Annotated in this window: 9 protein-coding genes; 4 read left to right on the top strand and 5 right to left on the bottom strand. The window is 45.8% G+C overall.

Features of this window, described 5'->3' with window-relative positions; genetic code table 11:
• Positions 1 to 28 precede the first annotated feature (28 nt).
• Together J7529_RS13400 and J7529_RS13395 are read right to left on the bottom strand one after the other, a co-directional pair.
• Positions 29 to 1,276 carry a DNA repair exonuclease gene (locus J7529_RS13400; protein WP_318729366.1) on the bottom strand — a complete coding sequence of 416 codons (1,248 nt, stop codon included), beginning with the start codon at positions 1,274 to 1,276 and terminating at the stop codon, positions 29 to 31.
• Between the two features lie 236 nt (positions 1,277 to 1,512).
• Positions 1,513 to 1,968 carry an NUDIX hydrolase gene (locus J7529_RS13395; protein ID WP_318729365.1) on the bottom strand — a complete coding sequence of 152 codons (456 nt, stop codon included), beginning with the start codon at positions 1,966 to 1,968 and terminating at the stop codon, positions 1,513 to 1,515.
• A gap of 234 nt (positions 1,969 to 2,202) precedes the next feature.
• Here J7529_RS13395 and J7529_RS13390 point away from each other — a divergent pair, with 234 nt between their 5' ends.
• Positions 2,203 to 2,388, top strand: a complete 186-nt coding sequence (locus J7529_RS13390; RefSeq protein ID WP_271941479.1) for a hypothetical protein — start codon at positions 2,203 to 2,205, stop codon at positions 2,386 to 2,388.
• Between the two features lie 103 nt (positions 2,389 to 2,491).
• Here the strand turns inward: J7529_RS13390 and argH are convergent, their stop codons facing one another.
• The 3 genes from argH to J7529_RS13375 are packed head-to-tail and all read right to left on the bottom strand — an operon-like array spanning position 2,492 to position 5,578.
• On the bottom strand, positions 2,492 to 3,883 hold the full coding sequence (gene argH / locus J7529_RS13385) for an argininosuccinate lyase (protein WP_318729363.1): 1,392 nt from the start codon (positions 3,881 to 3,883) through the stop codon (positions 2,492 to 2,494).
• Positions 3,884 to 3,908: 25 nt separating this feature from the next.
• The gene (locus J7529_RS13380) at positions 3,909 to 4,109 is read right to left on the bottom strand and encodes a hypothetical protein (RefSeq protein ID WP_271941376.1); all 201 of its coding nucleotides are present in this window, start codon (positions 4,107 to 4,109) and stop codon (positions 3,909 to 3,911) included.
• A gap of 26 nt (positions 4,110 to 4,135) precedes the next feature.
• Positions 4,136 to 5,578 (bottom strand): PP2C family protein-serine/threonine phosphatase, encoded by a 1,443-nt coding sequence (locus J7529_RS13375; RefSeq protein WP_271941373.1) that lies wholly within the window; start codon positions 5,576 to 5,578, stop codon positions 4,136 to 4,138.
• A 251-nt stretch (positions 5,579 to 5,829) separates the two neighbouring features.
• On the opposite strand from J7529_RS13375, the gene J7529_RS13370 reads away from it, so the two are divergent.
• From J7529_RS13370 to J7529_RS13360, 3 genes are read left to right on the top strand one after another with little or no spacing between them, the layout of a single operon-like run.
• The gene (locus J7529_RS13370; RefSeq protein WP_318729362.1) at positions 5,830 to 11,964 is read left to right on the top strand and encodes a CHAT domain-containing protein; all 6,135 of its coding nucleotides are present in this window, start codon (positions 5,830 to 5,832) and stop codon (positions 11,962 to 11,964) included.
• A gap of 40 nt (positions 11,965 to 12,004) precedes the next feature.
• Positions 12,005 to 12,364, top strand: coding sequence for a hypothetical protein (locus J7529_RS13365; protein WP_318729361.1), 360 nt, complete (start codon positions 12,005 to 12,007; stop codon positions 12,362 to 12,364).
• A gap of 3 nt (positions 12,365 to 12,367) precedes the next feature.
• Positions 12,368 to 13,543, top strand: a complete 1,176-nt coding sequence (locus J7529_RS13360) for a homocysteine biosynthesis protein (protein WP_318729360.1) — start codon at positions 12,368 to 12,370, stop codon at positions 13,541 to 13,543.
• Positions 13,544 to 13,636 lie beyond the last annotated feature (93 nt).

Here is a 13,636-nt window from a genome sequence, read left to right as displayed (position 1 = left end):
TCAGCAGTAGAATACGCCTTGATAATCATCATTCATCGGTCAAAAGTTGTTCCACAAACCGATAAAGAACTGATGGATGCTCGCTGTCCAACACTTGTTGTTTTAACACTCTTAATCCTTTTGACAAAGGTTCCGCTTGAGGCTGATAACGGGTATTGGCACTGAGTAAATCTTCAAAAACTTGTTGTTCAATTTCCTCTCGTTTAGGAGGTTCTCCACCTTTGGGGAAAGGACTTTCATACTCAGTTCCGGTGACTTCATATTTGAGCAAGAAAATGAGCGCTTGACTTTGTTCATGCAATCTTTGCCGTAATTTGCGGACGTTAATATCTAACCGATTAAATCCTAATTGTCCTTCAATTCGCAATTCAACGATCGCCTCCTTTATTCTGTATATTTCCTCACTTACTTTTTTCTCGGCTGCTTCTTCGACTTCCTCTTGTGTTTGCTGCTTATTGACTTTCAGCTTAAGTCGCACAATCGGCCGTTGATAATAGTCTCGCTTTAACTGTGTCTGTATTTCACCCTTCTCAAGAGCAACTAAATATACCCCTCTTGGGTTTTGATCCTGTCCCTCTGCAATACTATTGGCTTCCGTTGAACCCGGATTAAAAATCCATCCTTCAGCCGTATACTGTTTATGGATATGACCCAAGGCTAAATAATCAATTCCAGCCTCTTTAAGAGGTCTTAACTCATCATATTTCAGCGCTCCCGAATAGCGAGAAATTTGTCCTTCTAAACCATGGTGGAATAACATGATCTGATAAGTTGGAGGATCGGGCAAGTGTTGAATCGAGTCTGCTAACTGAAGAATAGCTTTTGGAGCGGATGCACCATACCAGCGAGATCCAATCACTCTCACATCACAAGGCAGATCGATATAGCCTCCCTGTCGTGTTTCCGGAGTCCACAGATCGTAAGCTTGTTCAGCATTGGGTTCGAGTAAAATGAGCAGTTCACTATCAGCTAAATAGCGTAGCCAACTGGTGCGCGTCCCATAGGGGAGATTATCATGATTGCCTTCGATCGCCAAAACCGGAATATTTGCCTTTTGCAGCAATTCTAAACCAATCTGTGCCTGGTTCAGGGTCGCCGGGAGAATCTGGCGATGTTCAAACAAATCTCCCGCAATGATGACAAAATCGACCGATTCGGCGATCGCATATTTCTCTAGGGCATCCTTAAAGGCAAAGAAGAAATCCTTAGTTCGCTCTGCATTATCATAGCGATCGAATCCCAAATGAACATCCGACAGGTGTAAAAATCGAGCCATAATTAATCAAAGATCGTATGTATCGCTTTGCGCTAGGGAATAGGATTGTGGTACATAGCTTTGGGGGTTCAACAGTGTATAGCGCTTAGGCTTGCTTTGCAATAGCTTGTATGGCTTAGGTTCTAAGGCTTCAAGCTGTACCTCATAGAAGAGAGAAACGCTATACTCTATAACAGCACTTTGTGCTGTAAGTAATAGACACTCTCTCAAGAGTTTGGATTAGTTCCCCCTTCACCTTAAGCGAGGGTTGTTTTTCCTTGGAGATAATCGTCAATTTGTTGGCGATGATCGTGGGAAAGGTTACCTTCGGGTAAATTCGACCAGTCGTAAGCTTGGACAGTTTGAATTTCCAAGGTATCTTGAATATTGATCTCCCCTTCTACTTGTGCTTCCACCATAATACAAACGGAATGGATGCGCGGATCGCGATCGGGTGCAGAATATACCCCAACTAATCGCCTAATACTCACTACTGTTAAGCCAGTTTCTTCCGCCACTTCTCGCACTGCTGCTTGCTCAATCGTTTCTCCCCAATCGACTAATCCTCCAGGTAAGCCCCAGGAGTCATCATCCTTGCGCTGCACTAAGACGACACGTCCATCGGGCAGAATCGGCACAACACTCGTTCCCACCAAGGGATGGCGGAAAATGAGTCCAAGAACAGTTTGAAAAATTTGCCACAGACGGCTCATAGGAAATCAATCAAGGGAATTAGGGAATAGGGAGATGGTGAGAGAAAATTTAATCGTGTACTTCACAGGCAATACTTTGCCCTGTTAGGGACTGAACAAGAGGTTTGATCATCTTACCCTGTTCGTTTGTCAACGTCGAGGCTTGAATCTGAGGGCTAATGGAACTTGCTGATGTGTCCACAGAAGGGTTATAATGACTCTTCTGTGCCATCAGTGATTTCCAATGAGGTGAACATGGCGAAACGCCGTAATCCGAAAAAAGAAAAGGCTCAAAGAAACCTAGCATACGCTCGTAAGTTCCGTAAACGGACTCATCGGGGCTATACCAGCAGACGTTCTCCGATGGATAGTCTCCAAAATGAGAAAGAGGAGAAGGAAAAGGAAGAGAATGAAGTTGAAGCAACCTCTGATGGGAGCTGATACCATTTCTATTTGAAGATGCATTGAACAAGGGGCCTCTAGCCCCTTGTCTATTAAGGATTAACCTCGATCCGGATAACTAGCAATCCTGAAAAGAAATGGTCTAAGTATCGGAGTTTAAGCGAGACCGAGCCATATCTAGGGCTTGCTGAACCTGTTCAAACCCTGTCCCCCCATAGCTATTGCGGGCGGCTACGACTTGACGGGGAGAGATCGCCTCATAAATATCGGCTTCAAAGGCTTCATGTAAGGCTTTCCATTCGTCTAAACTCAGGTCTTTGAGTAGTTTTCCAGCCCCTAGACTGGTTTTCACTACTTTCCCCACTAAGTTATAGGCTTCTCGGAAGGGAACCCCCTTAGCTGCCAGATAATCCGCTACATCGGTGGCATTAGAGAAGTCAGACTCAACAGCTTCTTGGAGACGGGATGGACGAAATTCTAAGCCTTCTGCCATTAAAATAGTCATAGCTTCTAAGCAGGCTTGTACGGTTTTGACCGTATCAAAGAGGGCTTCTTTGTCATCCTGTAAGTCTTTATTATAGGCTAAGGGCAACCCCTTCATTAACACCAGTAACCCTTGTAGATGACCAAAGACGCGTCCAGTTTTACCCCGCACCAGTTCGGGAACATCGGGATTTTTCTTTTGGGGCATAATGCTCGAACCGGTGGCGCAGCTATCTTTGAGGGTGACGAAGCGAAATTCTTCGGAAGACCAGAGAATGACCTCTTCGGCTAACCGGGATAAATGCACCATAATTAAGCTGGCGCTACAGGCAAATTCAATGGCAAAATCGCGATCGCTCACTCCATCTAAACTATTGTTATACACGCGCTCAAATCCCAATAACTTAGCGCTATAGTGGCGATCGATAGGAAACGTGGTTCCCGCTAACGCTCCAGAACCCAAGGGAGAGATATTCACCCGTTTCGCCACATCCGTTAACCGCTCCCAGTCCCGTTGGCTCATTTCCACATAAGCTAACAAATGGTGAGCTAAACTCAAGGGTTGGGCCCGTTGTAGATGGGTATAACCGGGGATGAGAGTTTCAATATTCTGCTCGGCTAAATCAATTAAAACCCGCTGAAATTCCCGTAATTGCGTTTTAATTTTACCAATTCGATCGCGCAGATAGAGCCGCGTATCCGTTCCCACTTGGTCATTGCGGCTGCGAGCGGTATGCAGTTTCTTGCCTACATCTCCCGTAATTTCTGTTAGCCGTCGTTCCACCGCAAAATGCACATCTTCCGCATCAACAGTCGGTTGAAATTCTCCCCGTTGATACTCCTGCAAAACCTGTTGCAAACCTTCCACCAGTTGCTCCCCTTCCGATGCAGAAATAATCCCCGTGTGGGCCAACATTTGGGCGTGAGCGATGGAACCGGCGATATCATATTCAATTAGCTCAATATCAAATCCGATACTCGCATTAAAATGGGCGATCGCCGGATGTAAAGCACTCTCAAAGCGATCGCTCCAGGTTTTTTTCTCAGTCATAGTCGTGTTTCCTCGTTAACGAACCCTAACCACCATAGGTAGTAATTTGGCGAATGATATAGCCCAAAATAATCCCTAAGATAAACGCCCAAACCTGTCCACTTTCAATAAAATTAGCAAAAGCCGTCTTGACATTTGCCATCAGATCGGCATCAGTCTGTTGAGCTAAAACAACACTGAAGAAACCACCAACACCATACAGACTAAACTTAGAACCTAAAGTCATAACTCACCTTTCTAATGAACCACTGATTATCTATGAGGGTCAACTTGCATCACCACAAGGGTCATATCATCTCGATGGTCATTCCCCGGCCCCATAAACTCATTCACCCGATCGAACAGGTAATCTAGAATAGCTTGGGGATTGGCGTAATGCTGACAGGCCAATTGGAAGGCTTCAATCAGGTTTTCTTCATCAAAGCGATCGCCCTTACGATTGGATGCATCTGTAAACCCATCTGTATAGTAGAGAATAATGTCCCCTGGATACAGTTGAGATTGTGCATCTTCATATTCTGAGTTGAGATCCAAACCAATCAGCATCCCCATCGTATCTAAACGTTGGATCAACTGATTCGAGGCTTGCCAGAGCAAAGGCGGATTATGGGCCGCATTGCTATAAGATAAAACCTGGGTCGAAGGATCGTACTCAGAATAAAACAGGGTCACAAAGCGGTTCGCTTGGTCTAAATCCTGGTACATCGCATGATTGAGATGTTGAAGGATTCGCGAAGGAGAATGCCCATTGAGTACTTCCGCCCTCAGCATTCCCCGCAACATCGTCATGATTAAACCAGCCGGAACCCCTTTTCCCATGACATCCCCTACCGTAATACACCAGCGCCTCGACGGTTGAGCCTGAGTACCAGAGCGTTTTAACCATTCTGGGGGATGGATGGAGATAAAATCATAGTAATCTCCTCCAACTCGGTTAGCATTTTGACAGCGAGCGGCCAGTTTAAGTCCTTCAATTTGGGGATAGGTATGGGGTAAGAGTTGATTTTGGATTTCTGCACCAATTTCTAATTCCCGATCCAGTCGTTCTTTTTTGCGTAGCTCTGCCGACAGCTCATCATTTTCAATCGCCACGGCCGTTTGATCGGCGATTAAACGCAGTAATTTCTCGCGAGTTTCCGTCCAGGTATAGTCAGAGTTGCGACTAAATACATATAATCTCCCCCGTTCCGTTTTGCGCACAATTACGGCTGTACCAAATAATTGGGTATGGGAACCGAGATAATGATTCACTTCGCGATCGAGCAAAACCGTCATCTCTTCCATATTCAGCGATCTGCCATGGCGACCACTCAGTTGAGTATTAACCGTTTCTAGGGCTTGGCGAATATCTTGACATTGATGGGAGTCATGACAATGCATTTGTTCAAGTTTCAATTTGCCATTGGCTTGAAATAAAACCAAAGCGCCCCCATCTGCATCCGTTACCCGTGCTGCCATCAAGGGAATTAACTCTAGAAATTGATTGAGGTTGTTAAAACTGCGCAGGGCAAATCCCAAGGACATTAACAGATCTTGAATTTTGTTTTGCTCTCGCCTCAGACGGGCCACCAATTCCTTCAGAGCATGGACTGGGGTTTGATCCTCACTCACAGGTTTGGGGGTGCTGGTGGGCAATTGGGGAGTTGAATTGCCGGTGGGTTGGGGGGAAGGTTGGGGAATTGGCACAGCGCTCATTTGCTCGGGTGGCAAGAGTGTAGACAAGGGAGGAATACAGGCTATCTCAAGAGTTCGGTCAGCATCTTTGGGTATTCAGGATACTCTAATCCGGTCAATTGTGGCCGATCCTCGTTCATCTTAATCTATGAGCAGGGAATGGGGAATAGGGAATAAAAGAATAGAGAATAGGGAAAACCGGATAAACTTCAGAGATTCAAAAATCCCAGAGCTATCATGGGGAAGAGCTATACTCTTAGGCTAACCTCATCATGTGGAAATCCATTGCTTCCCTCTGTGTCTGCCTGTCCTGTGCATTACCCACCTATGCTCAAACCTCGATCGCCCCAGCAGGAGACGCAACCGGAACCCAAGTTAATGCGATCGGCAATCAATATAACATTACAGGTGGAACTCAAGCGGGTTCCAATCTTTTCCACAGTTTTCAACAACTCGGTTTAAACCCTGGAGAAGTCGCCAACTTCATCGCTAGGCCCCACATTCAAAATATTCTCGGTCGTGTGGTTGGGGGTGAAGCCTCCCTAATTAACGGACTCCTACAAGTGGTTGGTGGTAATGCTAACCTCTACCTGATGAACCCTGCGGGCATCATTTTCGGTCCGAATGCCCAGCTCAACGTCCCCGCAGACTTCACTGCGACGACTGCCACGGCGATCGGATTCGGCAGAGATACCTGGTTTAATCATCAAGGAGAGAATAACTACGCTGACTTAATCGGTACACCCAGTGAATTTCAATTTCCCTACCATAATCCCGGCGTAATTATCAACGAAGGAAAGTTAACCCTTAATTCTCAACAACAACTCACCCTCTTAGGTGGAACCGTCATTAACCTCGGAACCCTAGAAGCACCTGGAGGAAAAATTACCATTGCCGCCATTCCCGGTCAACAAGTTGTCCGCATTTCCCAACACGGTCATTTACTCACGCTAGATCTGCCTTTATCCGAAACTCCCACAACCGAAGAAAGAAACATCCAACCTTCTTCATTACCCGAATTAATTACCGGTGGTTTTCTCAGTCATGCCAGCCAAATTAAAGTCAATCAAAACGGACAGGTTGAATTAACCAGAAGTAACATAAATTTACCCTCCCAAAGTGGACTCAACATCACATCAGGGAACCTAAATGTTTTTGCCAAGCAAGGTGGAGAAATCCATCTCTTAGGAGAACAAATAGGAGTCATTGATGCCAACATAAACGCCTCTGGAACCAACGGAGGGGGCAGAATTTTTATCGGTGGAGATAGACAAGGACAAGGCATTTTACCCAATGCATTCCGTACCTTTATCGACCCAAATTCTATTATCTCCGCAGATGCCTTAGAAGCAGGAAATGGTGGGGACATCATAGCCTTTGCCGAAGAAAGCGCCAGAATATATGGAACCCTAAGTGCCAAAGGAGGTCAACTGTCCGGCAACGGAGGTTTCATTGAAACCAGTGGACTACAATATTTAGACATTACCCAAACCCCAGATACTTCCGCCCCCTTTGGAGAGGGCGGAACCTGGTTAATCGATCCCTATAATGTGGAGATTGTTGCAGGAGCGGGCAATATCGAGATTAACAGCAGCAATCCCTTTTCCGCCACAGGAGATACCGCACAATTAGGAGTTGACTTAGTTAGAGATGCCTTAAAAAACAGCTCAAACGTTGAAATTACCACAGGAATTGGAGGCAGTCAACAGGGTGATATCACCTTATCCACTGACTTGGATTTTGATGACATTGGCAATAGTTCCTTAACCTTAAATGCAGAAGGTGGAATATTTATCAATCGGCCAATTTTTGACAGTAATCTCACTACTCCGGACTCCCTTAATTTAAACTTCCAAGGTCAGAGCAGATCCGTCACTGTCAATGCGCCCATTACCACGCAAGGTGGTGATATTAACATGACTGGAGAAAGTAGTGGTAATGGTATTAGTCTAACGGCATCTCTCAACTCTGGTGGTGGAGAAATTAATCTCACAGGAACCAGCGTAGGATCGGGAAATGGAATCAATATTGAAGTGGGTATTGACTCTGGAGGAGGAGATATTAATATTGAGGCAGCCACTACAGATCTGGTTGCCTTAAATGTTCAAGCTCCTATTAGTGCTGGCACAGGTAACATCAGCCTTATTTCTGATTTACCCTCTATTAACAATAAAATTTCCGGCACAGGTAATTTACTGATCCGACCTCAAAATCCAAATGCTACTATTTTTATCGGTCCAGATATTCCCGGACAGTTTAGTTTGAATGAAGTAGAAATTGCCCAACAGATTGAGAGTTCAGGAACGGTCACCATTGAAAATACCGGCACAATTAGTATTGCAGCCTTAGATCTCAACAATAGCAGCAATTCTGCTCCTGCTAGACAATATACGCTTGTTCTCAAAGGAGAAACTCTAGAATTTTTCAACACCTTAACTTTAAGTCCCAATCAAACCGGTCAATTTATTGCCACGGGAAATATCTTAGATCGCTCCCCTGTTAATTCAGCGATCTTTGATGGAAACGTTCTTTTAGATGCCAACGCCATTGGTACAGCAACTGACCCCCTGTATATTAAAGGCAGTGAATTTGCTGCAATTAGTCGTTCTGGCGATATCTTTCTTGATACTGGCGATATCTTAATTGCTCCACCTCTAAATACCGTGAGTACAGTTTTAGGGATTAGTGGTATTCAAAGCGCCGGCCAATTAAATATTCAAGGGAGTCAGCGCCTAAATTTAGGCGCTAATTTGACTTCTAATGGAGATATAGCGATCGATCCACCTTTGACTTTAGTCAATGATATTACCTTAGAAAGTAATGGAGAATCGATTAATTTAAACAATACTATTGAGGGCACTCACGATTTAACAGCCAATAGCGACAATATTACTTTTTCTGCTATGGTTGGTAGGCGTATGAACCCCTTAAATAGTTTAACCCTGAATGGAAATACTATCCTGAATGGCAATGTAATGACTACTGGAGTGCAAACCTATAACGGTTCGGTACAAGTGAATAATAACCTGACTTTAGAGAGTGAAAATGGAGATATCACCTTTGAGCAGACTATTGAGGGAAGCCAAGATTTTACCCAAGATTTAAAGTTGGATGCAGGGACAGGAAATATCACCTTTAATGGGGAAATTGGTAGCAAAAATCCCTTGGCTAATTTCACTCTTGATAGTACAGGCTTGACTGAAATCAATGATACGATTAACACCACTCAAGTCAGGACTAATGCAGGGGGAACGACTCGGATTAATGGAGATATTAGTACTACAGGAGAGCAGGCTTATAACGATTCTGTTATTTTAGGAAGTAACGTTACTTTGCGCACGAATAATAGTAATCTGACTTTTGATAATACGGTTAATGGGACAACAGTAGGGACGCAAAATTTGACTGTACAAACGGGTACAGGAAGTCTAAGATTTTTTGGTGCAGTGGGTAATTCTGTTCCCCTCGGTGACATTACTTTGATTGCAGATGATATGAGTTTTGACGGTTCCCTCGCTGGAACTGGAAATCTAACCCTAGAACCCTTTACAGAGAGCCAAAATATTCGACTGGGAGGAACAGATACGAATGACTCCAATACGTTAGAAATAAGCAGTGAAGATATTCAAAATTGGCAAGATGGATTTCAGGCGATCGCCGTTGGACGCAATACGTTGTCTGGAACAGTAGTGACTGAAGGGAGTTTAACGTTTCAAGACCCTGTTAGGATTCTCACTGGAGCGAGTCAAACTATCAATGGCACACTGACAGGGAACGATAACGCCTCGATTACCTTGAATGCAGCTCAAATCAACTTGAATGCAGATATTACCACGGCCAATAATGATATCAACCTCAATGGTGCAGTCAATCTCGGTACAGATGCACTGCTGAGTACAGGAACAGGAGAGGGTAACCTCAATCTTGGCAGTACAGTTGATGGCAATGCTACCTTAACCTTAGAACCAGGCACGGGGGCGGTTAGCCTGAATGGTGACATTGGTCAAATGAACCCCTTGAATACCTTAAGTATCCAAGGTAATGCCTCTACAGGAACCGATAGCTTATCGATTACCACTGTTAATGATTTGACTACAGGAGATATCAGTACCAGCGGCCAAGCTCTGAATTTAACCAGTAATCAAGGGAATATTCAAGCCGGAAATCTGGACACATCAGCTCCTGGCAGTGGCGCTAACCTTTCTCTAACCAGTCCTACAGGTAGCATTACGACTGGTAATCTGATTGCTACTGGAGACACGGCAGGCGGTGATATTAATGTCCAAGCACAAGTCTCAATTAGCACCGGTAATATTGATTCGAGTGCAACAACAGGAGATGGAGGTTCTGTCTTTCTTGACCCCATTGGTAATGTGCAAGTTGGCTTTATTAATGCTCAGGGTGGCACAGCAGGGACTGGGGGGAATGTGTTTGCAGAGTCTACGGGGGCCTTTTTCCAGGCAACAGGAACATTTGTTGACCAAAATGGCCAGAATGCCAGTATTTCTACCGCAGGGGGATTGGGTGGGGGAACGATTGAAATTCGCCATCAGGGAGGTAGGTTGAATACACCGATACAACCCTTTGTGATCGGCAATAGTGGAGTCAACGGGACTCAAGGAGTGATTACAACGGGAACCTTTACCCTGTCGAATCAAGAATTTCCTGATTCCTTTAGGTTGGGAACTATACAAGTTGTGACTGATGATGGCACAACACCGATAACAGTTACCCCGCCAACAATAGTTGAGCCAATTAATAATCCTGTGGGAGAGCCAACAATTGAGCCAAGTGTGCCGCCGCTCTCCCCTGTAACCCCTCCAACGTTTCCTAATCCTTTGATTCCGACAGAGCGTCCTTCTATTTCAGAGTTTCCTACGCCTGCTCCCTCTACTTCTGATGGAGACAGTGGCAATGGTAGCGGTAATGGTAATGATGGAGGTGGGGGTAGCGCTCAGATTCCTTCTACACCGCAGTTTCCAGCAATAGGGTTTGAAGAGGGAAGTTTAGAGAATAGTGATAATGGTGTGGGGAATTCAGTCAATTCGGTGTTACTAGGACGGGAGAATAGGGGGCAGGCGATCGCCATTTCTGCCGATCAAGTAAGCTTAGATCAGGTGATCGCCGCTTTAGAAGCTCAATTTACCCGTGAATATGAAATATATTTAGGCTTGGAGGATAATACCCGGATTTTGCAGTTGCGGGAAATTCAGAATGGGTTAGAGGAAGCCAGCCAAGAAATCTCAGTGAAAACGGGGTTGATTTATGTGGTATTTAGTCGTCGGCAGTTGCGAGAGAATGCGGCACTGGTTTGTCCAGTTCCTACGGCTGTGGAGGCAGAAGGTGTTGAGCAATCTCCTGCATGTCGGCCCCATGCAGAAGATACATTACAGTTGATTTTAGTTACAGGGAACGACGACCCCATTCACGTCGATTTTCCAGGGGTAAAACGGGAACAGGTAATGGCGCTTGTCAATGAATTGCGTCAGGAAGTGACGAATCAGTTTAAGTTGCGAACAACAAGTTATTTAAGTCCAGCGCAGAAGTTACATAAATTGCTGATTGAGCCACTCGAATCGACGTTAGAAGAACAAGGAATCGATACGCTGGTGATGATTCCAGATGCAGGACTCAGGTCTCTACCTATGGCGGTTTTGCATGATGGGGAAGATTTTTTAATCGAGAAGTATAGCTTGGGTTTGGTGCCTAGTTTTAGTTTGACGCTGCCAGAGTATCGGAATTTGCAGGGGGCAAAGGTTTTGGCAATGGGGGCTTCGGAGTTTTCTGAGATGCCTCCTTTACCCGCAGTTCCCGTAGAGTTGCAGGAGATTGGAGGAGAAGATGCTTTTCTCAATCAAGAGTTTACGTTGGAGAATTTAAAGGCAGAACATCAGACGGGACAATTTCCGATTGTTCATTTGGCAACTCATGCGGATTTCCAAGATGGCGCTCCAGATAATTCATTTATTCAGCTATGGGAGTCGCAGATACAACTACCGGATATGACAGACTTAGACTGGGGCGATCCTCGTGTGGAATTGTTGACATTGAGCGCTTGTCGAACGGCCTTAGGAAGTCAGGACGCGGAGTTGGGGTTTGCAGGGTTGGCCGTGATGTCTGGGGCGAAGTCGGCCTTGGCTAGTCTTTGGTATAGTAGCGATTTGGGGACGTTGGCTCTAATGAGTAAGTTTTATGACCAGCTAGAATCTGCACCGACTCGTGCCGAAGCTCTGCGTCGAGTACAGTTGGCGATGTTGCAAGGTGAAGTGAGTTTGGATGGGGGACAGTTGCGGGGAACGAGAGGACAAGGGGGGATTACCTTGCCGAAGGATTTGGCTCAGGGAAGTGTGTCTTTTTCCCATCCTTATTATTGGGCTGCGTTCACAATGATTGGTACGCCTTGGTAATTGGAGAGAGTTGCTGCTATTGCTATGAGAAAACTAAAACATGATATTTGCCTTTGGCACGACCTTTGCAATGAGCGATCGTCATGAGCCAGATAGCAGTAAAGTTAAAATAGCGATCGCCCCATCCCCATTACCCGTACGAAGCGCTATAATTCTTGGGTTTCCTAGACTTGGACTTCCCTGTCCATCGAGCAGAAACCCACTCCAACTCTATAAACCTTACTCTCTCACCATGAACCGCTCTAAATTTGTGGCTATTTTGACCGGAGCCATTTCGTTACTTTTGGCGATCGCCTATCTGATTCTGGTACAACTGCTCGATTTTCGAGGGGGTATGGTTCCCGCACCTCCCCTATCTACCCAGTATCCACCCTCGATCATTACTCTGGATATCTCTTAACCCATGCGTACCGTTGCTGAAATCAATCATAAAATTCGCCGCCAAGAAGCCGTGGTGGTTACCGTAGAAGAACTGAAAGCTAGAGTTGCTGAAAGCACGGTTTCTGAAGTCGCCAAACAGGTCGATGCGATCGCCACCGGAACCTTTGAACCCATGGAATCTTCCGGGGCAATGCTCAACCTCGGGCAAACCGATCCACCGATCAAAATCCGTCAATGCTGGATTGATGGAGTACCTGCTTACTCTGGGTTTGGAGCCGTAGATCTGTATTTAGGGGCCACGCAGATCGCAGAAACACGAGAAGGCGAAACCCTCAAAGATCGGGGGGGAGGCCAGGCAATTGAAGACTTGATTGCGGGCAAATCCTTACATCTACGGGCCCTGGGTCAAAGTACAGATTGCTACCCCAGAGAATCCTTTGAGACCAATATTAGTAAAGAGAGCATTAACCAGTTTTATCTCTATAATCCTCGCAATTTATACCAGAACTTTATTGTTGGAGTCAATGGTGGCGATCGCCCCCTCTACACCTACCTAGGGCCCCTGCTGCCCCGCCTCGGTAACGCGGTATACGCCAATGCTGGGGCCCTTTCTCCCCTGTTCAATGACCCTGAGTTAAGCTGGATTGGCATTGGAACACGGATTTTTATCGGCGGGGCGATCGGTTATATTACCTGGGAGGGAACCCAACACTTTCCCCTACAAAAGCGTCTTCCTAATCGTACCCCCATCGGCCCGGCTGCCACCCTTGCCCTCGTTGGAGATGCGAAACAAATGAGCCGAGAATGGGTGAGAGGCTGTTACTTTAAAAACTATGGCCCTTCCTTGATGTTAGGGGTAGGCGTTCCCCTACCTGTTCTGAATGAAGAAGTCGTACAATGCTGTGCTGTGCAGGATAAAGATCTGGTGGCTCCCATTGTCGATTTTTCCATTCCCCGACGCAACCGCCCCACGTTTGGCTTGGTTAGTTATGCCCAACTCAAAAGTGGTAAAATTACCATCGAAGGAACCCCCGTGCGTACCGCTCCCTTAGCCAGCCTCTACCGAGCTCGCCAAGTGGCGATCGCCCTGAAAAACTGGATTGATAGTGGTGAGTTTACCCTCACTGAACCGGTAGCAGCCATTTCTCGCGATCGCTCTTTCCTCCCCCAAGACCGGATTTTAGAATCGACGAATTAATGGCCAGGACGCGGAGATCGGTAAGATGGGGGGATGGGGAGACGCAGAGATTGGCTGTTCCCTATTTCCTATTCCCTATTCCCTATTCCCTTT

The organism is Roseofilum sp. Guam (assembly GCF_017746735.1).
GTDB classification, from domain to species: Bacteria; Cyanobacteriota; Cyanobacteriia; order Cyanobacteriales; family Desertifilaceae; genus Roseofilum; species Roseofilum reptotaenium.
The sequence above is the reverse complement of the archived record's forward strand: the minus strand, read 5'-3'. Positions and strand labels throughout refer to the sequence as shown.